Below are 24,810 nucleotides of genomic sequence, written 5' to 3'. Positions count from 1 at the left end.
GGGGGCCCTCCCGCGCGCCGTTTCTTTATCGCCATCGGCCTAACCGTGTGATCAGGCTTCCCGTCATTCCGAAAAGCCGTAGCCTGAGCATGACGCTTCCTGACGCGACGGACGGCCATGACAAGCAGCATTGCCCTGTACTTCCCCATGCTGGTCCTGTTCCTGTTCACCCTGCTGGTGGGCCTGCGGCTGTTCATCATGCGGGTGCGGGCGGTGAGGCGGGGGAATGTCCGGCTGTCCTACTTCCGCAACTTCACGGTGGGCACCCAGACGGACGGTTGCGCCACGGCCCAGCGCGCCTTCAACAACCTGCTGGAGGTGCCGCCGCTGTTCTACGTCATCTGCGTGGTGCTGATGGTGCTGCGCCAGGGCGACCATCTCTATGAGGCGCTGGCCTGGGTCTTCGTGGCGCTGCGCGTCATCCAAAGCGCCATCCACCTGACCTACAACAACGTGCTGCACCGGGCGGCGGTGTTCATCCTGTCCATGGCCGTGCTGGCGGCGATGTGGGTGCGGCTGGGCCTGACGCTGCTGACCTTTCCCGCCTGACGCTCAGCGGTTGGGCCTGACACGCCAGTAGAGGTAGGAGCGGAGGACCGAGATCAAGGCCAAGGGCAGCAGCACCGCCATCGTCAGGCGGGGCCCGCGGATCAAGGCCGGCGGCAGCCACAAGGTCAGCGCCAGCAGCAGGAAGCCGCCGGCCACAAACAGTCGGCCACCGAAGCGGTGCGTCTGGTCCCACACCCATTCGTCGTTGCGCGTCCACGGCGTGCGGATGCCCAGCAGACCGTTCTGCCGCACCTTGCCCATCACATTGCCCATCAGGACCAGGAACACGCCCATAATCAGCGCGTGGGTGCGGCCCATGTCCACCGGGTGGCCCAAAGCGCCACCCACTAGGGCGAAGTGGGTGAGCGCCAGCATGCCGGTCAGCGACAGACAGGCCGTGCGCCACGCGGTCCCTGACCGCGCCAGGGCCGCCGCGCTGGGCGAAAACCGGGCCAGCAGGACCGTGAGCGCCGCCCATCCCACGACAGTCAAGGGCAGGATCGCCAGCGCCCAAGGTGCCGGGGCAACCCCATTGACCTGACCGTTGGCGCCCCAATGGATGGGCAGGGTCGCCTCCATCCCGACCTGCGCCAGCGTATAGATGCTGACCAGCACCATGACGGCCAGGATCTGGGCCGTCATCAGCCAATAGAACCGAGCGGACATCTGCATGCTCCTCGCGGGACCGCTATTTTCCCGGTTTGACCAGACCGGGGCTATGGGCCGCCCGCTCCCCCTGCCCTATCCCCATGCTGTCCATGAGGCCCGACAGCGCCTCTTCCATCACCGACAGGTTCAGGCGGTAGTAGATAGTGGTGCCCTGACGCTCCTGGTCCACCAGGTCGGCTTCGCGCAGCACGGCGAAATGGCCGGACAGGGTGGGCTTGGCCAGGTCGAAATGGCGGGCGATGTCGCCGGCCGACAACGGCCCCTCCCGCAGCAGCTGCAGGATGCGGCGGCGGCTGGGATCGGCCAGGGCTTTAAAGACGCGATTCATAATAACGGTATTTAGCTAATTAGCGAAATATAGTCAAGTCGCTTTGGCGGCGCCTTCCTCAGTTATTGCATTTTGCAAATTTCGCCAGCGAGGTAGCTCTTGTTGAATGCAACACTCCGCCAAGTGGCAAAATGCGTGACGCAAATGACACACTTTGCGGTGTGTAGGAAATTTTTGCCCAGCACCCCCTATTTCATTCCCTGAACGTTCCCACAATCCTGGCAAACGCGGAATCGACACTATAGACTCCGCTGTGATTTTTCGGTGACCGCCGGCCCGGGAGCGGACCTTGGAAAACCTGTTGCAGACCCTGCGTAATCTGGGGCCGGTACGGCTGGGCGCCATCGGTGGCGTCGCGCTGCTGATCCTGGCCCTGTTCGGCTTCCTGCTGTTCAACGGCTCCTCGCCCAACATGGCCCTGCTGTACAGCGACCTGTCGCCCAGCGACGGCGGCGCCATCGTGCAGCAACTGGACCAGATGCAGCCCAAGGTGCCCTACCAGGTCAGCCCGGACAGCACCCGCATCGAGGTACCCGCCGACCAGGTGGGCCGCATCCGCATGCTGATGGCCCAGCAGGGCCTGCCCACCGGCGGCAACGTCGGTTATGAGATCTTCAATCAGGCGGAAAGCCTGGGCACCACCAGCTTCATGCAATCCGTCCAGCAGCTGCGCGCGCTGGAGGGAGAGCTGTCGCGCACGGTGAACACCCTGGCCCCGGTGCAGCAGTCCCGCATCCACCTGGTATTGCCCAAGCGCGAGCTGTTCAGCCGTGAAACGCAGAAGGCCACGGCCAGCGTCGTCCTGCGCCTGCGGCCCGGCCAGCAGCTGAAGAAGGAACAGGTGGCCAGCGTCCAGCACCTGATCGCCGCGTCGGTCCCGGGACTGCAGCCCGACATGGTGTCGGTGGTGGACGACAAGGGCAACCTGCTGGCCCGGGGCATGGGCTCCGACAGCAAGGAAGCCATGATGGCGACGGCGGAAGAAAAGCGCCTCGCCTATCAGCAGCGCCTGACCGACAAGGTCGAGGAGATCGTGGGCCGCACCGTGGGCATGGGCAAGGTGCGGGCGGAGGTGACGGTCGACATGGATTTCGACCATATCACGACGAACAGCGAGATCTTCGACCCCGACAGCCAGGTCGTGCGCTCCACCGAGACCAACAACGAGAACTCGGAAGACATCAACAAGGAAGGCCAGGACCCGGTGACGGTGGCGAACAACCTGCCCTCCGCCAACGCCGAGAACACCACCAACGGCTCCTCCAGCTCCAAGACCACCAAGACCAACGAGCGCATCAATTACGAGATCAGCAAGACCGTGAAGGTCCACGAGCGCGAGGCCGGCCAGGTGCGCCGCCTGTCGGTCGCCGTGCTGGTCGACGGCAATTACGTGCCCGACGACAAGGGGGTGGCCCAGTACCAGCCGCGCTCGGATGACGAGCTGCAGAAGCTGGGGTCCCTGGTCAAATCATCCATCGGCTTCGACGGTTCGCGCGGCGACACGGTGGACGTGGTCAGCATGAAGTTCGCCACCCCCGAGGGCGAGCTGGAGGCCAAGGAAGAGACGCTGTTCGGCCTGCCCAAGCAGGATGTGTTCCGCATTGCCGAAACCATCGTGCTGGCCATCGTCGCCATCCTGGTCATCCTGCTGGTCATCCGGCCGCTGGTGGCCCGCGCCCTGGACCGCACCCCGCAGCTGGATGAGGAGCCCGACCTGCTGTCCGACCAGAGCGGCGTGCCGCAGCTGGCCGGCCCCGGCGGCGGCGCGCTGGCCCGCGAGCTGGCGCTGGAGGCCGCCCAGGCCAACGAGGAACTGGAACAGATGATCGACATCAACCGCGTCGATGGCCGCGTGCGCGCGTCCTCGCTGCGCAAGGTGGGCGAGATCGTCGAAAAGCACCCGGAAGAGGCCGTATCCATCATCCGGAACTGGCTGTACCAGGAAAATTGAGCGCGGACGTAGCCCATGACCAACATCCGCAGATTCCTGTTCGACAATTCCTTCGATCCCGAGGGCCGCCGCGTTGAGGTGGCGGAGGATTTGCCGCCCCCTGTTGTGCCAGAGCTGCCGCCGGAACCGCCGCCCCCGCCCCCACCGCCGCCGGAACCCACCTTCAGCCTGGCCGACCTGCAGCAGCAGGTGCGCATGGCGCGCGAAGCCGCCTACGCCCAGGGCCATGCCGAGGGCATGCAGGCCGGTGCCGACCAGTCGGCGCTGGCGCTGGCCAACGTGCTGGCGCAACTGCAGGGCAGTGTCGGGCAGCTGATCCAGGCGGAGACACAGGGCCGGGCGCTGCGCGCCCAGAACACCGTCCGCATGGCGCTGGCCATCGTGCGCAAGCTGTTCCCCGCCATGGTCAAGCGCCATGGCCTGGTGGAGGTGGAGGCATCGGTCAACGCCTTCCTGGCGGAGCTGTCGGACGAACCGCGCCTGCTGGTGCGCGTGCATGAGAACTGGCTGGCCCCCATCAAGGAGAAGATCGAGGACATGGCGGCGCGCCAGGGCTTCGCCGGCTCCGTCGCCGTGGTCGCCGATCCCCGCGCCGGGGAACTGGACTGCAAGGCCGACTGGGGCGACGGCGGCGCCGAGCGCGACGTGGCCGCCCTGTGGGCGGAGATCGACCGCATCGCCGGCAATCTGGGACGCCCGCTGGAAGATGGCCGCGAAGCGGCGGAATGAGCGTATAGGCCGTGATAGGCCAACATGTTATGGGCCAGTGTTGTTAGGATGCGTGACCGGGCGGCGCCCCGGCGGTGAGAAACGAGGGAAACGATGAGCCTGGACGATTTCGACGGCCAAGCAGGCATGGACGCCGACGGCGCCCCTATCGTGAAGGACCTGGAGGCCGTCTACGACATCCCGGTTCAGATTTCCGCCGTGCTGGGCAAGTGCACCATGCAGGTGAGCCAACTGCTGAAGCTGGGCCGCGGCGCAGTGGTGGAACTGGACCGCAAGGTGGGCGAGGCCATCGACATCTACGTCAACAACCGGCTGGTGGCGCGCGGCGAGGTGGTGGTGGTGGAAGACCGCCTGGGCGTGACCATGACGGAAATCATCAAGTCCGAACGCACCTGATCCGTAATCGAGACCTGATCCGTAATCGAGAAAAGAGAGACCGTTGAACAGCCGCCCCCCTTCCCCGACCTTGCGCGCCGCCGGCACCGCCGCCGGACGGATGGCTGCGGCCGCGCCGGCGCCGGAGGCGGCGAACGAGACCAAGGGGCCGGCCCATCCGGTGGGGACTCAGGCGCCGGCGTCCGCCCCCCTGCCGGAGCCGGTGCGGGTGCGCCACGGGCTGGACCTGACCACGGTGCTGGGCCTGGCGGCGGGGTTCGCGCTGGTGTTCTCAGCCCTGGCCTTCGGCGGGCACGCGCGCGCCTTCATCAACGTGCCCTCGCTCATGATCGTGGTGGGCGGCACCATCGCCGTCACCATCGTGTCCTTCGCGCGCGAGGACCTGGCGGCCTGCCGCCGCCAGCTGGCCCGCGCCCTGATGCGGCCGGTGGCCGACATCGCCGATGTCTCCGGCTATGTCCTGCAGATGGCGGAGGCGGCGCGCCGCAACGGCCCGCTGACCCTGCAGCCGCTGATGAAGGACAAGGGGGTCGAGCCCCTGCAGGCCCGGGCCATCGAGCTGGTGGTGGACGGCATCGCGGCGGAGGATGTGGAGCGCATCCTGCGCACCGAGATCGAGGCGCAGCAGGCACGGTCCCGCCATGGCGCCGCCGTGCTGCGCCGCGCCTCGGAAGTGGCGCCGGCCATGGGCCTGATCGGCACCCTGGTCGGCCTGGTGCAGATGCTGGGCAACCTGCAGGACCCGGCGGCCATCGGCCCGGCCATGGCCATAGCCCTGCTGACGACCTTCTACGGCGCGCTGGTGGGCAACATGGCCCTGGCCCCGCTGGCCGGAAAGCTGGAACGCAACACCGACGCCCAGGCCATCGTGGACACGCTGTTCATGCTGGGCGCCATCTCCATCGCCCGGCAGGAAAATCCGCGCCGGCTGGAGATGATGATGAACACGGTTCTGCCGCCGGAGCTGCGGCTGAACCATTACGATTGATGGTTGGACGACGGACGCGTCCCCGGTGGGGCGTCCCGGTTTGAAAGGGTTTTGAGCGATGCGGTTGCTGATCGTAGGGACGCTGGAAGGCTACATCACGGCGGCGGGCAAGATCGCGCTCCAGAAGGGCGCGAAGGTCGCCCACACCGACAGCATCGGCGGTGCCCTCAACGCCCTGCGCGGCGGCCAGGGCGCCGACCTGGTGATGATCGACGTCAAGCTGGACGTCGCCATGCTGATCGAGGCGCTGAAGACCGAACGCATCACCGTGCCGGTGGTCGCCTGCGGCGTGGCGACCGACGCGCAGGCCGCGGTGAAGGCCATCCGCGCCGGCGCCAAGGAATACATCCCCCTGCCCCCGGACGCGCAGCTGATCGCTGCCGTGCTGGAAGCGGTGGCGGAGGAAAGCCATGCCATCGTCAGCCGCGACCCCTCCATGGGGGGCGTGCTGCGCCTGGCCGACCAGATCGCCCCCAGCGACGCCAGCGTGCTGATCACCGGCGAGTCCGGCACCGGCAAGGAACTGATGGCCCGCTACATCCACCGCAAGAGCCGCCGGGCCAACGCGGTGTTCGTCTCCGTCAACTGCGCGGCCATCCCGGAAAACCTGCTGGAATCGGAACTGTTCGGCCATGAGAAAGGCGCCTTCACCGGCGCCGTGGCGCGCCGCGTGGGCAAGTTCGAGGAGGCCAACGGCGGCACCCTGCTGCTGGACGAAATCTCGGAGATGGACATCCGGCTGCAGGCGAAGCTGCTGCGCGCCATCCAGGAACGGGAGATCGACCGGGTGGGTGGAACCCAGCCGGTGAAGGTGGACATCCGCGTGCTGGCCACCAGCAACCGCTTCCTGGAGGAGGAGGTGCGGGCCGGCCGCTTCCGCGAGGACTTGTTCTTCCGCCTGAACGTGGTGAACCTGGCCCTGCCGCCCCTGCGCGAACGCCCGGCCGACATCGCCATCCTGTCGCAGCACTTCGCCACCAAATATTCCGAGGCCAACGGCCTGCCGGAACGCAGGGTAAGCCCGGAAGCGCTGGCCATGCTGCAGGCCCACCGCTTCCGCGGCAACGTGCGTGAGCTGGAGAACACCATGCACCGCGCCGTCCTGCTGTCGCGCGGGACTGAGATCGGCACCGACGCCATCCTGCTGACCGGTGCGGAACCGGCGGCGCCGGCGCAAGCCTACAGCGCGGTGGCCCCGGTGGCCGCCCGCGCCACCGCCGCCGCCCAGCCCCCGGCCGCCCCGGCGGGCGAGCCCGGCGCCTCCGGCACTGCCGGCCTGGTGGGCCGCAGCGTGGCGGATGTGGAGCGTGACCTGATCATCGACACGCTCAGCCATTGCCTGGGCAACCGGACGCATGCCGCCAACATCCTGGGCATTTCCATCCGCACCCTGCGCAACAAGCTGAAGCAGTACAGCGATGAGGGCGTGGCCGTGCCGCCGCCGGCGGGTGGCGAGTTGGACCGGGCGGCGATGTAAGGCGAGGGAACGGACACCTGACAGGCACCGGGAAGAGAGACCATGGCTGACCAGACCGCGGCCTCCGGCGGCAACATGCTGCAGTCCCTGTTCGGCAACGCGCGGACCGCCGGTCCGGCGCTGCTGAAGCGGACGGAGATTCTGTTCGCGCTGGGCATCGTGACCATCCTGGTCATGCTGGTCATCCCGCTGCCGACCTTCCTGCTGGACTTCGGCCTCGCCGTTTCCTTCACCTTCTCCGTCCTCATTCTGATGACGGTGCTCAGCATCCAGAAGCCGCTGGAGATGAGTTCCTTCCCCACCATCCTGCTGGTGTCCACCATGTTGCGCCTGGCGCTGAACATGGCATCGACCCGCCTGATCCTGGGCCACGGGCATGAGGGCACCCAGGCCGCCGGCCACGTCATCCAGGCGTTCGGCGGCTTCATCATGGGCGGCAACTTCATCATTGGCGTGACGGTGTTCGCCATCCTGGTGATGGTGAACTTCACCGTCATCACCAAGGGTTCCGGCCGTATCGCCGAAGTGGCGGCGCGCTTCACCCTGGACGGCATGCCCGGCAAGCAGATGGCCATCGACGCCGACCTGTCGGCCGGCCTGATCGACGAGGGCGAGGCCAAGAAGCGCCGCCGTGAGCTGGAGGAGGAAAGCCAGTTCTTCGGCGCCATGGACGGCGCGTCCAAGTTCGTGCGCGGCGACGCCGTGGCCGGCATGGTCATCACCTTCATCAACGTCGTCGTCGGCATGATCATCGGCGTCGGCCAGAAGAACATGTCGTTCCTGAAGGCGGGCGCCACCTACACCCAGCTGACCATCGGCGACGGCCTGGTCAGCCAGATCCCGGCGCTGATCGTCTCGCTGGCCGCCGGCCTCATGGTGTCGAAGTCGGGTCAGACGGGGTCCGCCGACAAGGCGCTGTTCGGGCAGCTGAGCTTCTACCCCTCGGCCATGGGCCTCAGCGCCTTCCTGCTGTGCGCCCTGGCCCTGCTGCCGGGCCTGCCCTTCCTGCCCTTCGTCTCGCTGGCCATCGCCCTGTTCGCCGGCGCCTACTACTTGCCGCGCCTGCGGAAAGCACGGTCGGACCAGATGGTGGGGGCGGAAGCCGGCGGCGCGCCCGGTGCCCCCGCCGGCCCCGGCGGTGCCCCCCTGCCGGCGCCGGAGGAGCCCATCTCCTCCGCCCTAGCCATCGACCTCATCCGCCTGGAACTGGGCTATGGCCTGCTGTCGCTGATCAACACCGACGCCGGCCACCGCCTGACCGACCAGATCAAGGGCCTGCGCCGCCAGCTGGCCAGCGAGATCGGCATCATCATGCCGGCCGTGCGCATCCAGGACAATCTGCAGCTGCCGCCCAACAGCTACGTCATCCGCATCAAGGAGATCGAGGCCGGCCGCGGCGACGTGCGCCCCAACATGCTGCTCTGCATGGACCCGCGTGGCGAGCCCATCCAGCTGCCGGGCGAAGTGACGACGGAACCGACCTTCGGCCTGCCCGCCATGTGGATCGAGCCGGCCTATCGCGAGGAAGCGCTGTTCAAGGGCTTCACCGTGGTGGATCCGCCCACCGTGCTGACCACCCATCTGACCGAGGTGGTGCGCGACAACATGGCGGACCTGCTGTCCTACGCCGAGACCCAGAAGCTGCTGGACGAGCTGAACAAGGAACAGCAGAAGCTGGTGGCCGACGTCATCCCCGGCCAGATCGGCGTAGGCGCGCTGCAACGCGTCCTGCAAAGCCTGCTGGCCGAGCGCATCTCCATCCGCGATCTGCCCGCCATCCTGGAAGGCGTGTCGGAGGCGACGGGCTACACGCGCAACATCACCCAGATCACGGAGCATGTGCGCGCCCGCCTGTCGCGCCAAATCTCCGACAGCCATACCAACGACCAGGGCTACATTCCCCTCATCACCCTATCGCCGGAGTGGGAGCAGGCCTTCGCCGAATCCGTCGTGGGCGAAGGCGACGAGCGCAACCTGGCCATGGCGCCGTCGCGCCTGCAGCAATTCATCACCGCCGTGCGCCAGACCTACGACCGCCACGCCATGATGGGGGAATCGCCGGTGCTGCTGACCAGCCCGGGCATCCGGCCCTTCGTCCGTTCCATCATCGAGCGGTTCCGGCCGGCCACCGCCGTCATGTCGCAGAATGAAATCCATCCCAAGGCCAAGATCAAGACCTTGGGACAAGTGTAAGAGCCGCAGGGGCGGCCGGGGGTATAGAAATAGCGGGGGTGGCGGCAGGACGAAGCGGTCTTCCGCCTGGATGATGTGGGGCGTCACCGAACATGGCTAACGCAAAATTAAGCAAGCGCGGTGTAAATGACACGGCGGGCCGGAAGCTGCGCCCGCACGCCCTTATCGCTGATGCAACGGTCCGAATAAGATGCCATCCTTGGGTCCTTGACGTATTTGTCCTTTTGACGGCAGACAAGCCGGGTTAATGCCCGCATACGCGCAAATGACCTGGCACAGCGCTCTTGATGGGGCGTCGTGCCAGGATGGCCGAACCGGGAAGCGTTCGGCCGCTTCGGCGCAGGGTTGAGGTTGGGGTTTCAGATGCCGTGGGCGGCGGGTGCAGCCGCGGCGGTTCCGGTGGCAGGGTCCCTCGGGGGTGGGCCGCTGTGGGGAGGTGGAGTGGATATGGCCCCTAGGGCAGGACAATCATGCGGCTGAAGTCCTTTCATGCCCCAACCATGGGTGAGGCGATGCGCCTTGTCCGGGAGGTGCTGGGGGATGACGCCATCATCGTCGCCACGCGCGAGGAAGAAGGCGTCGGCGTCCGGGTGACGGCGGCGGTGGAGGAGTCCATCCCCGTTCCGGGCATGCCCGCCCTCAACGACCGCTATCACGACCCGCTGGCCCCCGACCCCGCCGACCAGGTGACGGATATCCTGTTCCGCCACGGCCTGCCGGCCGACCTGAACCAGCGGCTGATGGACAGCATCGCCGATTTCGACGCCAAGGACGCCCAGACCCTGCTGGCCGCCGCCCTGGAGTCCGTCTTCACCTTCCAGCCCCTGCCCGAGGGCCGCTTTCCCAAGCCGCTGATGCTGGTGGGCCCGCCGGGTGCGGGCAAGACGCTGACGGTGGCCAAGCTGTGCGCCCGTGCCGCCCTGAAGGGCCGGCCGGTGGGGGTCATCTCCACCGACACGGTGCGCGCCGGCGGCATCGACCAGCTGGCCGCCTTCACCCGCGTGCTGAAGCTGCGGCTGATGACGGTGGAGGATCCGTTGGCCCTGGCCGACGCCCTGGACGTGCAGCGGGGGGCGGAGCAGGTGCTGGTCGACAGCGCCGGCCGCAACCCCTACAGCCAGGCCGACCTGAACGACCTGCGCGATTTCCTGGTGGCCGCCGACATCGAGCCGGTGCTGGTGCTGCCCGCCGGCATGGACCCGGTGGAGGCGTCGGAAATGGCCCGCGCCTTCCGCGCCCTGGGCGCCCGCCGCCTGCTGACCACCCGCCTGGACATGGCCCGGCGCCTGGGCAGCATGTTGACCGCCGCGCACGAGGCCGGCCTGGCCCTGTGCGACGCCAGCACCAGCCCGCGCGCGGCCGAAGGCCTGACGCCCCTCTCACCCACATCGCTCGCCCGCCTGATGATGCCCGGCTCTGAAACTAGCGAACGCCGCGCCAAGCAAACGGGGACCCACGCATGAACGACCTCCTCTCCCCAACCGGCGCGCCGGCGGCCCTCGCCACCGCCGACAACGTCATGCCCCTGCGGCGCCAGAACATCCTGGCCGTGGCCAGCGGCAAGGGTGGCGTGGGCAAGACCTTCTTCTCCGTCACCCTGGCGCACGCCCTGGCGCGCAGCGGCAAGCGCATCCTGCTGTTCGACGGCGACCTGGGCCTGGCCAACGTGGACATCCAGCTGGGCCTGATGCCCAAGCGCGACCTGGGCCAGGTGATCGACGGCATGGTGACCCTGCAAGGGGCGGCCCAGCGCTTCCCCGAAGGCGGCTTCGACATCATCGCCGGCCGCAGCGGTTCCGGCAGCCTGGCCAACCTGCCGCCGGCGCGGCTGACCCAGCTGCGCACGGAACTGGCGGACGTGGCCAAGAGCTATGACTGGGTGGTCATCGACCTGGGCGCCGGCGTGGACCGCATGGTGCGCACCTTCTCCGGCCCGGCCGGCACCACCCTGGTGGTGACGACGGACGAGCCCACCTCCATCACCGACGCCTACGCCTTCCTGAAGCTCAGCTACCAGGCCAACCCCATGGCCGACCTGCGCGTGGTCATCAACATGGCCGACAGCAAGGCGCTGGGCGAGAAGACGTATGAGAAGCTGCTGACCGTCTGTCAGCGCTATCTGAAGATGTCGCCCAAGCTGGGCGGCATCGTGCGGCGCGACGCCAAGGTGCGCGAGGCCATCCGCAACCAGTCGCCCCTGTTCATGCGCTTCCCCACCTCCGATGCCGCCCATGACATCGAGATGGTGGCCAACCGCCTGAACCAAGGGGGCTGATCCGGCGTGGCCCCCGGCTGGACGGCGCTGATCGGACTGGGACCGCCCCCTAAGGGGTGGAGCCTTCGGCCATGAGCGGCGTCCAGACACCGTCCATCATCACCCAGACGGCTGGCGCCGGGGGCGGCGCCGCCCCCACCGTGCTGGGACAGGTCACGGTGACCCAACTGCCGGACAAGCTGACCGGCCTGGCCCGGGCCCTGGCCGTCAGCGGCATGGTCACGGAACAGCAGGGCGAGCAAGCCACGGTGCGTACCGCCGCCGGCGACGTGCAGGTCCGCACCGAAGCCCCCTTGCCCACCGACCGACCGGTCACCCTGCAAATTCCGGCGCAGACCACGGGCGCCGCGCTGACCGCCACCGTGGTGGCGCAGGCGGCGACGCAAGGGGCGGCCCAGGGGGCAGCGCAGACGGGCGGCAGCGGCCAAGCCGCAGCGGCCGCCCAGCCCCAGCCGCAGCCAGCCGTCCAGCTGCCCAACCCCACCGCCGGCCTGCCGGCCTTGCAGGTGGGCACGACGCTGGCCGCCATCCTGCTGAACCCCGCCCCCGCATCCAACAGCGCCAGCACGCCGGCGCCCAACACCCAGGTGCCGGTATCCGACATCAACCAGGGCCAGGGGCTGGGCCTGATCGTGGGCGCCCAGGGCGACACCGGCGATCAGCCCGACCTGACGGACGACTCCCCACAGCAATCACCGAACCAATCGGCACCGAACCAATCGGCACCGAACCAGCCGGCACCCAGTCCCGCCGCAGCCAACGGCAGCGGCGCCACGGCCCCACAGACAGGCGCCACCGCTCCGGATACGGGCACCGGCCAGCCCTCATCGACCACCCCGTCTGGGACAACCCTGTCCGGGACAAGCCCATCCACGGCCCTGCCGGCAGCCGGCGGCCAGGCCTCTCCCACCCCCACGGGCACGCCCATTCCCGCCTCGGCCACCAGCACCCTGGCAAATCTGCTGTTCGCGCAGACGACAGTCGGTATGCCCGGCCCTGGCGCCGGCACCAACCCGCCCTCGTTGGCCGACCTGCTGCCCGGCATCGCGCCCCCCCCGACGTCTCAAACACCGGTGCCAATCGGTGGCAGCACGCCAGCCACCGCCACGCCCACGCCCGACGGCCAGTCTGCCACGGGCCTGCCGTCGCCGGTTTCATCCCCAGCAACCCCGTCCCCCACCCAAACCGCCATACCGTCACCCATGGCTCCGGTGACGCCCGGCAGCGCCGCACCCGACACCGGACCGGCCGGGACGCAAGCATCCCCCACCGCCGGCGCCCCCCCTTCCACGTCAGCGCAGCAGCCCGCCCCACAAGTGCCGTCCCAACCGGCGGCCCCCGCGCCGCTCGACCATGCCGCCGCCCTGCTGGCTGCCTTGGGCGTCCCGGAGTTCCTGCCGGATCTGAGGCAGTCCGGAACAGCACGGACACAGTCCGGCACACCATCACCGGGGCCGCAATCGGGCGCTGCCCCCTTTCCCACCGTCGTGCCCCCGGTGACGGATGAGGCATCCTTCGTCAGCGGCGGCCTGTTCCTGAATGCGGCACGCCCCAGCTTCGTTCGCACCGGCCTGCCCTCCGGCACCGCCGCCCCCTTTTCCCCCCTGCCCGCCACGACGCCACCGCAGGGGCAGCCGATCACCTCGCCCACACCGTCGGCGGCAACGCCCGTCCCAAACGACCAGGCACCACAGGCCCTAGCGCCACAGGTTGCCACCGTCGCGGCGGCCCCCCTGACGAATCTATTGGCACAGAACACACCCGCACCTTCAGGCCAAGTTGCGTCTCCGCAGATTCCGAACGGTCCCCCGGCGCTGGCCGTACCCGCCGGCCAAGCCGGGCCATCGGCGGCCATGGGCGGCGGTATGGCGACCTCCCCCCTTGGCGTTCCGTCCCAGGCGCCCGGCGCCTCATCCCCTCAGGCGGCGTTGCCCGGCACGCCCCTGCCGGCGGCGCCGGCCCCCTACACTCCCCCCCTGCGCACGCCCCCCAGTCCCAGCCCCGGGCAGACGCTCAGCTTCACCCTGCTGTCCGTACAGCGCCCGGGCATGCCCTTGGAAGCCGCCCCCGCCGGCACACCCGCTGGCACGCCCGCTGCCGGCCCCGGCATCCTGCCGCCGGAGGATGCGGCGGAGGCGCCGCTAAACCCCGCCCTGGCCCGGCCGGGTGTCCTGCCGCCCCTGCCCGGCACGGTGGTGGCCCTGACCCGCACCGGCCAGCCGGTGGTGGAGACCCCGCGGGGCACCTTGCTGTTGCAGGCCCGTACCGACCTGCCCGTGGGCAGCAAGGTGCAACTGGCCACCGCCGCCACGACACCGGAGCTGGACGCTGTACCGCCGCCCATAGACCCGGCGCGGGGCCGCGACTGGCCAGCCCTGCGGGAGGCCTTGGCGGTCATCGCCGCCAGCGACCCCGCCCTGGCGCACCAGCTGATCAACAGCGTGCTGCCCCGCCCCACGCCGCAGCTGACCAAGACCCTGGTGGTCTTCCTGGCAGCCCTGCGCGGCGGCGACGCCAGCGGCTGGCTGGGGTCGGAGGCGATGTCGACGCTCAGCAAGGCGGGACGCGGCCGCCTGTCCGCCCGCCTCATCGATGATTTCAGCAGCATCGCCACCCAGGCGGCGGAACCCAATAAGGAGGGCTGGCGCACCTTCGCCGTACCCTTCGGTGATGAGGTGGGGCGCCTGCAAGTCCATGTCCGCGCCATCAATGAGGAAGAGAGCGAGGAAGAGGAAGGCGGCGCGCGCGGGGTTCGCAACCGCCCGCTGCGCCGCTTCCTGATTGATCTGCAGCTGTCGCAGCTGGGCCCCATGCAACTGGACGGCCTGATCTGGACGGGCCGTTTCGACCTGGTGATCCGCACCCGCCAGCTGCTGCCCAGCAGCCTGACGCGGGAACTGCACGGCATCTACAGCAACAGTCTGGCGGCCGTGGGCTACAGCGGCGGGCTGGCCTTCCAGACGGGCGCCCATGGCTGGGTCGATCATGCCGCCAGCGCCGGCAGCGGCGGCATGGGCCCCGCCACGCGGATATAGCGCCCCTTGTTTCGAGGCAAGACCGCCCCACCTTGGTTAACGCCCTCAGCCATGAACACTCGGACGTGAACAAGCGGGACCTGCCCCATGGACAACCAGCCCACCCTCACCCTGAACGACGGCCGCGTCATGCCCCAGCTGGGCCTGGGCGTCTGGCAGACGCCGGACAGCCAGGCCGCCCCCGTGGTGGGCACGGCCCTGGAGGCCGGGTATAGGCTGGTGGACACCGCCGCCATCTACGGCAATGAGGCCGGCGTGGGCCGGGGCCTGCGCAGCACCGGCATCACCGCCCGCAGCCTGTTCGTGACCACCAAGCTGTGGAACGACAGCCATGGGACGGAGGCGCCGGTGGCGGCACTGGACCACAGCCTGTCGCGCCTGGGCCTGCCCGCCGTGGACCTCTATCTCATCCATTGGCCGACACCGGCCCGCGCGCGCTATGTGGAGACATGGCGGGCGCTGATCGCCCTGTGGGAAACGGGCAAGGCCCGGTCCATCGGCGTTTCCAATTTCACCACCCTTCAGCTGGCCCAGCTGATCGAGGAGACGGGCGTGGTGCCGGCCGTGAACCAGATCGAGCTGCATCCCCGGTTCCAGCAGCGCGAACTGCGCGCCTTCCACGAGGAACACGGCATCGTCACCCAGTCGTGGAGCCCGCTGGGCCAGGGCAAGCTGCTGGACCACCCGGTGCTGGTGGAAATCGCGCGCAAGCATGAACGGACGGCGGCGCAAATCGTCATCCGCTGGCACCTGGACCTGGGCCTGGGCGTCATTCCGAAGTCCGCAACCCCGCACCGCATCCGCGAGAACATCGCCGTCTTCGACTTCCGCCTGGATGAGGCGGACAAGGCCCGCATCGCCGGCCTGGACGACCCGCGCGGCCGCCTGGGTCCGCACCCCGATGATTTCAACTGAGCCTTTCTGATGAAGGGCGGCCGGGACTCCCGGTTAAGTCCCTATTTAACGAGCGAATTGCCCTCTTGCGGGCTGTCGGCGCAGAGGGAAATGGGCTCCAGCGCATCCCGAACGGTTTCCTTGGTCACGGGCTTCCCGTTGGTATAGGCCAGGGAGAGGGCCGGGCCAGCCGCCAGAAACTTCTTGTAAGCGGCCAGGAATGACGAGGGGTCCTGCGGCCAGAAGCCCTTCACCTCAATGTTGTTGTCCTTCAGGTACTGGGGCCGGGGCGTCCACATATTGTATTTGCTGCGATAACCATAGTCCGTACTCCCATTGGGGTCTTGGACCTGCACGTAACAAAAAATGTCCTCGACTAGGCTGGGCTCCATCAACAGTTCCAAGGGCGCGCCGATCTTGGTGTAGAAGGCGAATTCGAATTTGGCCCTTTGGGCGTAGTGCTCATATGCGGGATCATGAACTTTGCCCCGCAGCAGTCGCTCCATCGTGGCGTCGGTGTGATGGAAAGCAACGAGTCCAAGATCGCCGACCGTGCGATCTCGCGCGGCCATGAAGATGAAGGATGCGCAAGCAGACATGCAGTGGCCATCCACCACCAGGGCGATGCCATTGTCATAAACGAGATTGCCGATGACCATGGCCGGCACGGGATACCCGCCACCACTGGTGATGCGCAACGTCCTGACACCCCCGGCCTGGACCAATTTAAGGAACGATACCGCCGTATTGTCGTCGATGGACCCGTCGATGATGACCTCACCCGCCTCCCCTGGTTGGGCAATCGCCATCTTGGACATTGATTGAGAGGGCGCGGGCTCAGATTTGGTTTGAGCGAAGGCAATCCCGGCGATGACCTGAAGGCACAGAAGGGTGGCAAGTAAAAGCGATCCACGCAAGATATCCTACTCCTCCCCCATCCCGCCCTCTTCCTGCTGGCGCAGGTGGCGCTGGGCGGCGACCTCGTCCAGCATCATGGCCTCTTTGCGGGCCAGTTCCGCCCTCTCCTTGCGGATGCGCTCCTCCTCCGCCAGTTCGAAGCGCTTCAGTTCCTGGAAGGCCTGGGCCAGGTCTTCCTCCGCCCGCCGCAGGGCGATCATCAGCTGTTGGCGCGCCGTTTCCATGGCGTTGCGGCGCAGCTTGATCTGGGGAAGGTAGCTGGCGAAGGCCATCGCCATGTCGACGGAGGTGCCGGACAGCTGGCGCTCCATCTCCACCTGCGCCTCGAACTGCTGGCGTTGCAGGGTCAGCCGGTCCTCCTGGTCGCGCAACTGCGTCAGGTGGCGGCGCTTGTCGTCCACCTGGTTCTTGTGCAGCCGGATCAGGGCCTTCAGGCTTTTCATGGGTTAGGGTGATCCTGGTTCGGCTCAGACGGGCCAGCTGGCGCCGTTCAGGATGGCCTGCAGCTGGGCGTAGCCGGTGGCTAGGTCGCTGCGCTCATGGCGGCCCTGGCGCAGGAAGCCTTCGATGTGGGGGTTCAGCTCGATGGCGCGGTCCACCTGCGGGTCGCTGCCGCGGCGATAGGCACCCAAGCGGATCATCTCCTCCATGTCGCTGTAGGAGGACATCAGCCGGCGGGCGGCGATCACCAGCGCGTTCTCCTCATCCGTGTTGCAGTCCGGCATGGTGCGCGAGACGCTGCGCAGGATGTTGATGGCGGGATAGCGCCCGCGCTCGCCGATGCGGCGCTCCATGACGATATGGCCGTCCAGGATGCCGCGCACGGCGTCGGCGATGGGCTCGTTATGGTCGTCGCCGTCCACCAGCACGGTAAACAGGCCGGTGATGGTGCCGTCGCCCGCCCCCGGCCCCGCCCGTTCCAGCAGGCGCGGCAGCTCGGCGAACACGGTGGGCGGATAGCCCTTGGTTGTAGGGGGCTCGCCGGCGGACAGGCCGATCTCGCGCTGGGCCATGGCGAAGCGGGTGACGCTGTCCATCATGCACAGCACGTCCAGCCCCTGGTCGCGGAAATGCTCCGCCACGGCGAAGGTCATGTAGGCGGCCTGGCGGCGCATCAGCGGCGGCTCGTCGCTGGTGGCCACCACCACCACGCTGCGGGCCAGGCCTTCTTCCCCCAGATCGTCCTCGATGAACTCCTGCACCTCGCGCCCGCGTTCGCCGATCAGGCCGATGACGGTGACGGAGGCGGCGGTATAGCGCGCCAGCATGGACATCAGCACCGACTTGCCCACGCCGGAACCGGCGAAGATACCCATGCGCTGCCCGCGGCAGCAGGACAGGAAGGTGTTGATGGAGCGTACGCCCAGGTCGATCTTCTCCCCCACCCGCTTGCGGGTGCTGGCCTGCGGGGGGGCTGCCTTGATCGGGTTGCCCACGGGGCCCAGGGGCAAGGGCCCCTTGCCGTCCAGCGGCTCACCCAGGGCGTTGATCACCCGGCCCAGCCAAGCGGGCGTGGGGTTGATCTCGGGCTGGCCCTCGCTGACCTCGGCGCGGCAGCCCAGGCCGATGTCCTCCAGCGTGCCGTAGGGCAGCAGCAGGGCCTTGCCGTTGCGAAAGCCGACCACCTCGCACGGTACGGGCCGTCCCCCGCGCGAGATGACGCGGCACCGTCCGCCGATGGACAGGCGGCGTTCCACGCCGCCGACCTCCACCAGCATGCCCAGCACCGACGTGACCCGCCCGAAGATCTTGAAGGGGACCAGCGCCTCGATCTCAGGGATCAGGAGGTTGGGATCGTACATCATGGCCGGCCTCTCACGCCCTAAATCCGGTTTTATCAAGCTGTTACGGCCCCAGACCATCCCAATCTCGCGACGGGTTCCGGAGTGGTGCCCACAACGGGTGGGATAGCTAAAGGATAGCCTTACCCGCATAGCATAATGTCGCGGCATCTGTTAACCTAGTCGGCAGTTAACCTCCCCGCTCCCTTGAGACTACACCCCTTTCAAGGAAGACGCCCATGAGAGTACTGGTCGTAGAAGACGATCCGTCGATGGCCAAGAGCATCCAATTGATGCTCAAATCCGAAGGGTTCATCGTTGACATAACCGATCTTGGCGAAGACGGCCTGGAGATCGGCAAGCTGTATGACTACGACATCATCATCCTGGACCTGATGCTGCCCGACATCGACGGGTATGAGGTGCTGCGGCGCCTGCGCTCGGCCCGGGTGACCACGCCCATCCTGATCCTCTCCGGCCTGACGGAGCTGGACGCCAAGCTGAAGGGCCTGGGCTTCGGTGCCGACGACTACCTGACCAAGCCCTTCGACAAGCGCGATCTGCTGGCCCGCATGCAGGCCATCGTCCGCCGCAGCAAGGGCCATTCGGAAAGCGTCATCCGCACCGGCGCGCTGACCGTGAACCTGGACACGCGCTCGGTCGAGGTGGCGGGCCAGCCCCTGCACCTGACGGGCAAGGAATACGGCATCCTGGAACTCTTATCCCTGCGCAAGGGCACCACCCTGACCAAGGAGATGTTCCTGAACCATCTCTATGGCGGCATGGATGAGCCGGAGCTGAAGATCATCGACGTCTTCGTCTGCAAGCTGCGCAAGAAGCTGGCGCAGGCGACGGACGGCAGCAACTACATCGAAACCGTCTGGGGTCGCGGCTACGTCCTGCGCGATCCCAACGAGGCCCGGCAGCAGGCCGCCGCCAGTTAGCCAGTCAACGGTTCCCAAATTTCGAAAGGCCGCGTGCCGCCTGACCAGGCCACGCGGCCTTTGTTTTTTGATCGGCGGCATGAGCTTTAACTCACGCCGTAGACCGCGACCGCGGTCGCCGGAACTTCCGGGAAGCGCAGCGGACTGGAAAGTGAGGATAGCCAAGGGCGCGGATGCGCCCGCCCGGCGCCTGAGGGCGCACTAAACACTCGGCAGCTTGTGAAAGCCGGTGGCGCCCGGATCGGTCCCTGGCGTGGCGTCCACCTCGGTCACCCGGGCATGTGTGGGCCCCCGGCGGCAGCGGGTCACCATGTCCGCCACGGCGGCGGGCGGGCCGGCGAACAGGGCCTCCACCGTGCCGTCGTGCCGGTTGCGCACCCACCCGTCCAAGCCCAGTTCCAGCGCCTGCTCCACCGTCCAGTTGCGGTAGAAGACGCCCTGGACCCGGCCGTGCAGGATGACGTGGGTGGCGACACGGTCGGCGGGTTCGTCCATGGCAGGCTCCATCGGCGAAGGATCAACAGGGTCAAGCATATAACGTCCCCCAACCTCCGACGCCAACGGTCAAGGCAGCGCCCGGTTCCCGTGCGGCAACGCCGGGATGGACAAGGCCCGGGGCCCTTCGGCATCATCGCCGCCAATGGCCCGGCGGGCCTGCGACCAGGGAACGGAGGAAGGCGATGCGGCGCGCGGTACTGGAATGGGGTCGCTTCATCCTGATCTGGGGCGTCTGCGTCCTGTCGTTCCGGGCGTTCGCCTTCGGCAGCTACTACGTGCCCTCGGAAAGCATGCTGCCCACCCTGGCGGTGGGGGACCACTTCATCGCCGCCAAGTACGCCTACGGCTACAGCCGCCATTCCCCGGACATCACCCTGCCGGAGGGATTCATCCCCACCGCCGACGGCCGCCTGCTGTCCCACCTGCCGCAGCGGGGCGACATCGTCGTGCTGAAGCCGGAGGGAGCGCCGGAGGCCCTGGTGAAGCGGGTCATCGGCCTGCCGGGCGACACGGTGCAGATCGCCCATGGGCGGCTGGTGCTGAACGGCCAGGTGATCGGCCGGCATGAGACGGGCGCCTACGATTATCGCGACGATCACGGCCGTACCGTGCATGTGACGGAATATGTGGAGGACCTGCCGTCCACCGACGGCAGCCTGGCCCGCCATGCCATCCTGCAGCGCAGCGATGAAGGTCCGGCCGACAACACCGGCGTCTACACCGTGCCCGCCGGACATGTCTTCCTGATGGGGGACAATCGCGACAACAGCCAGGACAGCCGCTTTCCCTATCCTGACCTGGGGTTCGTGCCGCTGGACCGGGTGATCGCGCGCGCGCAGTTCACCGCCTACACCAATCATTTCTGCAAGGCCGAGAGCGACCTGACCTGCCCCGGCGGCGATTGGAGCACCCGCTTCGGCCGCAGCCTGAAGCCCTGACCCCTTATTGGAAGAACGCCTGCCCCATGGCCAAGCCGACCAAGCCGCCCGCCGGCCCCACCGTCCCCGCCGAGGAACTGTTCGCCCAGGGGGTGGAGCACCAGAACCAGGGCCGCTGGGCGGAGGCGGAGGCCGTGTACCGTGAGGTGGCCCGCATGCTGCCGCGCGCCTCGGCCGTGCACTGGAACCTGGGCACGGTGCGCAAGCACCTGGGCCAGTGGAAAGAGGCGCTGGACGCCTTCCGCAAGGCTGTCAGCCTGGATCCCACCTGGCGGGGCCGCGACTTCAACATCGGCCTCTGCCACCAGAAGCTGGGCCACGCCAACGAGGCGGCGGAAAGCTTCGCCCGCGCCGTGGCGGCGGAGCCGGACGACCCCATCAACCGCTTCAACCTGGCGGCGGCCCTGCGCGACCTGGGCCGCCTGGCGGAAGCGGTGGTGCACACCGAGACGGCGCTGGAGCTGAAGCCGGACTTCATCGAGGCGGAACTGCAGCTGGCCAAGCTGCGCAGCGCCCTGACGCCGCGCTGGCACGTGCCAATGATGAACGACATCGAGCGCAACGCGGCCTATGAGGCGGCCATCACCGCCGCCGTGCGCCCGGGCGACATCGTGCTGGAGATCGGCACCGGCTCCGGCCTGCTGGCCATGATGGCGGCGCGCGCCGGCGCCGGCCATGTCTATACCTGCGAGGCCGATCCCGTCATCGCGGAGACGGCGCGCGCCATCATCGCCGCCAACGGCTACGCCGACCGCGTCACCGTCATCGCCAAACCGTCGGGCGCGGTGACGGTGGGCAAGGACCTGCCGCGCCCGGCCGACCTGCTGGTCTCCGAAATCCTGTCCAGCGACCTGCTGTCGGAACGGGTGCTGCCGGCGGTGCGCGACGCCAAGGACCGGCTGCTGACGCCCGAGGCGCGCATCATCCCCCAGGCGGGTGGCGTGCGCGCCCTGCTGGCCGAAAGCCGGGCGATGGAGCGCACCTTCTTCGTGGATGAGGTCTGCGGCTTCGACCTTGGCGAGTTCAACCGCCTGGCCCCCCGCGCCGTCCGGCTGGACCGCATCGTGCCCTTCACGCCGCTGTCGGCCCCCTTCCAGGCCCTGACCGTGGACCTGGCCGATCCCCAGCCGGGTCAAAGCTGGCGCGGCCACCTGGCCGTGCCGGTGACCGCCGACGGCCGCTGCGTCGGCCTGTTGCAGTGGATATGGCTGAAGCTGTGGGACGGGGTGGAATTCGAGAACAGCCCCCTCACCCCCACCGAGGCGTCGGGCTGGCAGCCCGGCCTTTACCTGCCGCGCCGGCCGCTGGACCTGATGGCGGGGGAGACGGTTGAGGTCACCTCCTTCCACGACGGCCATAACGTCTGGCTCAGCCTCAAGCGCTGACGGGCGTGCTTTACCGGCCCACGGGCCCGCATCGCCTCCCCATTACGCGGCGCAGCACGCCATACGGGAAAGTCCTTCTTGTCACGGCGCCCCAGTAGTGGAAACAATCCCGAGCAACACGCGATTAAGGGGAGCGATTCACAATGGGTGCATTCGAAACGGCGACGGCACGGCGGTCCCTGCTAAAAGGGCTGGGCGCCCTGGCGGTGGGAACCAGTCTGCCAGCCAAAGCGCAGCAGTTGCTGGCAGACCCCGGCATAGAATTGCATCCCCTGCCCCGTGTGGTCAGCAAGGGGGCTTGGTCCGACCTGGCGCGGGCCATGACAGGCGACCTAGTCTTGCCCAATGACGCTTATTTCGGCAACTACTCCCAGGTTAACAACCTGTCCTATTCCCAGCGTCCGGCGGCCATCGCCCGCTGCGTGACCGACGCGGACGTGAGTGCCTGTTTGAAATGGGCACATAACACCAACACGCCCTTCGCCGTGCGGTCCGGTGGTCACAACTACGCAGGCTTTTCCACCACCTCCGGTCTGCTGATCGACATGTCGCCCATGGCCAAGATCAAGGCGGACGGCGACCGCGTCATCATTGGCGGCGGCGCCATCAACGTGGCGGTCTACCGGGCGCTGGAGCGCATGGGCCGCACCATCACCCACGGCCGGTGTGAAGGCGTGGGCGCCGCCGGTTTCCTGCTGGGCGGCGGCATCGGCTTCAACATGCGGCTCTACGGCATCGGGTCGGATCTGCTGCGCTCCACGGACCTGATGCTGGCCAGTGGCGAGAAGGTGACGGCCAGCGCCACCGAGCACGCCAAGCTGTTGTGGGCCTGCCAGGGCGGTGGCGGCGGCAATTTCGGCGTTAACACCAGCTTCACCCTCCAGACCTTCCCGGTCAGCACCGTCACGGTGTTCATCCTGACCTGGAGTAAAAACCAGGAACGGGTGTTGTACGACCTGCTGCACCGCCTGCAAGAGGCGCCTCCCGGCTTTGGCTGCAAGATCTCCGTGACGCCCCCGACGCCGCAGCAGCGGGCCCAGGGGGACGATATCGTCATCTCCGTCATGGGGCAGGCTCACCAGGGCACGCCCCCCTTGAAGGAACTGTTCGGCACCCTGCTGGAACAGGCGGATCCGAAGCGCACGATTGAAATCGACATGCCCTACTGGGAGGCGCAGGACATTTTGGCGGAAGAGGCCTTGCCCTATTTTTACCGGGAGCAGTCCGTCTTCCTGAAAACGGAGAACCTGACAGAAAAGGCGGTGGCGGATATGATCGCCACGGCCCGGGCCATGCCCGGCACCAGCCTGCCGTCTTCCTTCAAGTTCTTCCAGGTGGGCGGGGAAGTGAATAAGCTGAAGCCCACCGACACGGCCTTCGTCCACCGCGGTTTCGACTGGCTGTTCTCCAGCGAGGTCAACTGGTGGGAGCTGCGCGATCCGCCCAGCCTGGTGTCGGACAACCTGGTCTGGCAGCAGCAATTCTATGACAAGGTGCGCCGCCTCACCCCGTCGGGGGGCGCGTACCAGAACTTCCCGGACCCGGCGCTGAAGGATTGGCAGAGCGCCTATTACGCGGAAAACTACCGGGACCTGCAGAAGGTGAAGGTGGAAGTCGACCCCGGTTCGCTGTTCACCTTCGCCCAGGCGATCAAGCCGGCCTGATCCAGGGCAAAACATCCCGGACACGGCGCCAGGGGAATGGGGTGCCCATACCCCTGGCGCCACCCGAAGGTGAAAGCACTCAATCGTCCAGCATGCCGGCCAGCTTCAAGGCCACGCCCATGTCGCCCTGGACCTTCAGCTTGCCAAAGGTGAAGGCCAGGGTGGGGCTGAGCTTGCCTTCGCTCAGCTTCACGAAGTCGGCCAGCGAGATCTTCAGGGTGGTGTTCACGTCCACCGGATCGCGCGACACGGTGGGCACCTTGGTCGCATCCAGGAACAGGGCCCCGTCGGTGCCGAAGTCGAACTTCACCTTTGCGCCCAAGCCGGTGAACTGGGAAAGCGAGGCGCGCATCTTGGCTTCAAGCTGGTCGAAGGTCATGGGGGAACGGATCCTTGATGGGCGGGGGATATGCGGGGCAAAACGGTTGTTGCACTGCATATAAGGGGGCTCCGCGCGCCCAGTTCCAATGTTTTCTGAGGGCCGTCGGCTCAGGCCTTCAGGAACTCCAGGTAACGTAAACTGGCAGCGAGGTCGGCCTTTAGCGACGTACGCCGGGCCCTGGCCTCATCATCCTCACCCCACTGCTCGATTTGGAACGACTCGTCGAGTTCGGCCAAGTCGAAGGCCTGGTCGGCGTCGATGCGGCCCTCGAACAGGGCCAGGCCCAGCACCAGCGATCCGGTCAGCGCCACGGCGTTCTGCACGCCGGTCAGCTGCCAGTCGTCCAGCGCCTCCAGCGCGCGCTTCAGCGCGTTCAAGGCTACCGGGTCCTGGGCGCGGTGCATGATGCCGGTGGTGGTCTGCAGCAGGGCGTCATAGCGCAACGCCGCCCAGTCCAGCAGCGGCTGCCAGGCGCGCGCTTGCCGTTCGGCCAGCTTCGCCGGCTCGGCGGCGCGGTAGCACAGCAGGTCGGTGCCGCCATAGGCGGCCGCCCCGTCCAGGATGGTGGCGCGCTGCGGCCCCACCCGGTCGACGCAGGTGGACGCCAGCTGCATCATGGGCATGGACTCCGGCACGACGGTGTCGCCCTGGGCGTCCCACTCCGCCGCCACCGCCCGGGCCAGCGCCTCGGTCGGCAACACCAGGTCGGCCTTGGCCGGCGACTTCAGGATACGGGCGTCCAGCTGAACCTGCCAGCCACCATGCGGGCCGGGCACCACGGCCACCGCCTTGTAAATCCGCTTCATCAGATCGTTC

General features: G+C 67.8%; 23 protein-coding genes. 15 read left to right on the top strand and 8 right to left on the bottom strand.

Annotation, left to right across the window (positions count from 1 at the left end; genetic code table 11):
• Positions 1-117 precede the first annotated feature (117 nt).
• The gene (locus FBZ87_RS04320) at positions 118-549 is read left to right on the top strand and encodes an MAPEG family protein (protein WP_145609148.1); all 432 of its coding nucleotides are present in this window, start codon (positions 118-120) and stop codon (positions 547-549) included.
• Positions 550-552: 3 nt separating this feature from the next.
• On the opposite strand, the gene FBZ87_RS04315 is transcribed toward FBZ87_RS04320, so the two are convergent.
• Both FBZ87_RS04315 and FBZ87_RS04310 read right to left on the bottom strand, forming a co-directional pair.
• A complete protein-coding gene (locus tag FBZ87_RS04315; RefSeq protein WP_186454570.1) occupies positions 553-1,215 on the bottom strand; it encodes an SdpI family protein in 663 nt (220 codons plus the stop codon).
• Positions 1,216-1,237: 22 nt separating this feature from the next.
• On the bottom strand, positions 1,238-1,546 hold the full coding sequence (locus FBZ87_RS04310) for an autorepressor SdpR family transcription factor (protein WP_145609146.1): 309 nt from the start codon (positions 1,544-1,546) through the stop codon (positions 1,238-1,240).
• A gap of 289 nt (positions 1,547-1,835) precedes the next feature.
• On the opposite strand from FBZ87_RS04310, the gene fliF reads away from it, so the two are divergent.
• From fliF to FBZ87_RS04260, 10 genes are all read left to right on the top strand, one after another.
• The gene (fliF, locus tag FBZ87_RS04305; RefSeq protein WP_088871724.1) at positions 1,836-3,497 is read left to right on the top strand and encodes a flagellar basal-body MS-ring/collar protein FliF; all 1,662 of its coding nucleotides are present in this window, start codon (positions 1,836-1,838) and stop codon (positions 3,495-3,497) included.
• Positions 3,498-3,512: 15 nt separating this feature from the next.
• Positions 3,513-4,226: a FliH/SctL family protein gene (locus FBZ87_RS04300; protein ID WP_145609145.1), complete on the top strand. Its 714-nt coding sequence runs from the start codon at positions 3,513-3,515 to the stop codon at positions 4,224-4,226.
• A 93-nt stretch (positions 4,227-4,319) separates the two neighbouring features.
• Positions 4,320-4,622 (top strand): flagellar motor switch protein FliN, encoded by a 303-nt coding sequence (gene fliN / locus FBZ87_RS04295; RefSeq protein ID WP_004273939.1) that lies wholly within the window; start codon positions 4,320-4,322, stop codon positions 4,620-4,622.
• Between the two features lie 43 nt (positions 4,623-4,665).
• Positions 4,666-5,610, top strand: a complete 945-nt coding sequence (locus FBZ87_RS04290; protein WP_246134234.1) for a motility protein A — start codon at positions 4,666-4,668, stop codon at positions 5,608-5,610.
• A gap of 58 nt (positions 5,611-5,668) precedes the next feature.
• Positions 5,669-7,087 (top strand): sigma-54-dependent transcriptional regulator FlbD, encoded by a 1,419-nt coding sequence (flbD, locus tag FBZ87_RS04285; protein ID WP_145609144.1) that lies wholly within the window; start codon positions 5,669-5,671, stop codon positions 7,085-7,087.
• A 42-nt stretch (positions 7,088-7,129) separates the two neighbouring features.
• The gene (gene flhA / locus FBZ87_RS04280; RefSeq protein WP_145609143.1) at positions 7,130-9,280 is read left to right on the top strand and encodes a flagellar biosynthesis protein FlhA; all 2,151 of its coding nucleotides are present in this window, start codon (positions 7,130-7,132) and stop codon (positions 9,278-9,280) included.
• A 470-nt stretch (positions 9,281-9,750) separates the two neighbouring features.
• Complete coding sequence (locus tag FBZ87_RS04275) at positions 9,751-10,743, top strand: flagellar biosynthesis protein FlhF (protein ID WP_145609142.1); 993 nt, start codon at positions 9,751-9,753, stop codon at positions 10,741-10,743.
• Positions 10,740-11,555 (top strand): MinD/ParA family protein, encoded by an 816-nt coding sequence (locus FBZ87_RS04270; RefSeq protein ID WP_004274049.1) that lies wholly within the window; start codon positions 10,740-10,742, stop codon positions 11,553-11,555. Before FBZ87_RS04275 ends, FBZ87_RS04270 begins: the two co-directional genes overlap by 4 nt.
• Before the next feature lie 71 nt (positions 11,556-11,626).
• Positions 11,627-14,590, top strand: a complete 2,964-nt coding sequence (locus FBZ87_RS04265; protein WP_145609141.1) for a hypothetical protein — start codon at positions 11,627-11,629, stop codon at positions 14,588-14,590.
• Positions 14,591-14,677: 87 nt separating this feature from the next.
• Positions 14,678-15,505 (top strand): aldo/keto reductase, encoded by an 828-nt coding sequence (locus FBZ87_RS04260; RefSeq protein ID WP_145609140.1) that lies wholly within the window; start codon positions 14,678-14,680, stop codon positions 15,503-15,505.
• Between the two features lie 41 nt (positions 15,506-15,546).
• On the opposite strand, the gene FBZ87_RS04255 is transcribed toward FBZ87_RS04260, so the two are convergent.
• The 3 genes from FBZ87_RS04255 to fliI are packed head-to-tail and all read right to left on the bottom strand — an operon-like array spanning position 15,547 to position 18,207.
• Complete coding sequence (locus FBZ87_RS04255; protein ID WP_145609139.1) at positions 15,547-16,401, bottom strand: Clp protease/crotonase-like domain-containing protein; 855 nt, start codon at positions 16,399-16,401, stop codon at positions 15,547-15,549.
• A gap of 6 nt (positions 16,402-16,407) precedes the next feature.
• Positions 16,408-16,845 (bottom strand): flagellar FliJ family protein, encoded by a 438-nt coding sequence (locus FBZ87_RS04250; protein WP_145609138.1) that lies wholly within the window; start codon positions 16,843-16,845, stop codon positions 16,408-16,410.
• A 24-nt stretch (positions 16,846-16,869) separates the two neighbouring features.
• Complete coding sequence (fliI, locus tag FBZ87_RS04245; protein ID WP_145609137.1) at positions 16,870-18,207, bottom strand: flagellar protein export ATPase FliI; 1,338 nt, start codon at positions 18,205-18,207, stop codon at positions 16,870-16,872.
• 215 nt (positions 18,208-18,422) lie between these two features.
• On the opposite strand from fliI, the gene ctrA reads away from it, so the two are divergent.
• Positions 18,423-19,127 carry a response regulator transcription factor CtrA gene (gene ctrA / locus FBZ87_RS04240; protein WP_145609136.1) on the top strand — a complete coding sequence of 235 codons (705 nt, stop codon included), beginning with the start codon at positions 18,423-18,425 and terminating at the stop codon, positions 19,125-19,127.
• 201 nt (positions 19,128-19,328) lie between these two features.
• Here the strand turns inward: ctrA and FBZ87_RS04235 are convergent, their stop codons facing one another.
• Positions 19,329-19,622: an acylphosphatase gene (locus FBZ87_RS04235; protein ID WP_186454569.1), complete on the bottom strand. Its 294-nt coding sequence runs from the start codon at positions 19,620-19,622 to the stop codon at positions 19,329-19,331.
• 185 nt (positions 19,623-19,807) lie between these two features.
• Here FBZ87_RS04235 and lepB point away from each other — a divergent pair, with 185 nt between their 5' ends.
• The 3 genes from lepB (at position 19,808) to FBZ87_RS04220 (ending at position 23,612) form a co-directional block, all read left to right on the top strand.
• The gene (lepB, locus tag FBZ87_RS04230) at positions 19,808-20,563 is read left to right on the top strand and encodes a signal peptidase I (RefSeq protein WP_145609135.1); all 756 of its coding nucleotides are present in this window, start codon (positions 19,808-19,810) and stop codon (positions 20,561-20,563) included.
• A gap of 26 nt (positions 20,564-20,589) precedes the next feature.
• Entirely contained in the window at positions 20,590-21,948 is a 1,359-nt protein-coding gene (locus tag FBZ87_RS04225; RefSeq protein WP_145609134.1) for a tetratricopeptide repeat protein, read from the top strand.
• 143 nt (positions 21,949-22,091) lie between these two features.
• Complete coding sequence (locus tag FBZ87_RS04220) at positions 22,092-23,612, top strand: FAD-binding oxidoreductase (protein ID WP_145609133.1); 1,521 nt, start codon at positions 22,092-22,094, stop codon at positions 23,610-23,612.
• A 79-nt stretch (positions 23,613-23,691) separates the two neighbouring features.
• On the opposite strand, the gene FBZ87_RS04215 is transcribed toward FBZ87_RS04220, so the two are convergent.
• Positions 23,692-23,991, bottom strand: coding sequence for an SCP2 sterol-binding domain-containing protein (locus FBZ87_RS04215; RefSeq protein ID WP_088871739.1), 300 nt, complete (start codon positions 23,989-23,991; stop codon positions 23,692-23,694).
• A gap of 110 nt (positions 23,992-24,101) precedes the next feature.
• Positions 24,102-24,800, bottom strand: a complete 699-nt coding sequence (locus FBZ87_RS04210) for an ATP12 family chaperone protein (protein ID WP_145609132.1) — start codon at positions 24,798-24,800, stop codon at positions 24,102-24,104.
• Between the last annotated feature and the right edge of the window lie 10 nt (positions 24,801-24,810).

It is taken from the genome of Nitrospirillum amazonense, from assembly GCF_007828035.1.
Taxonomy (GTDB): domain Bacteria; phylum Pseudomonadota; class Alphaproteobacteria; order Azospirillales; family Azospirillaceae; genus Nitrospirillum; species Nitrospirillum amazonense.
This window is presented reverse-complemented; position numbering and strand designations above follow the sequence as displayed.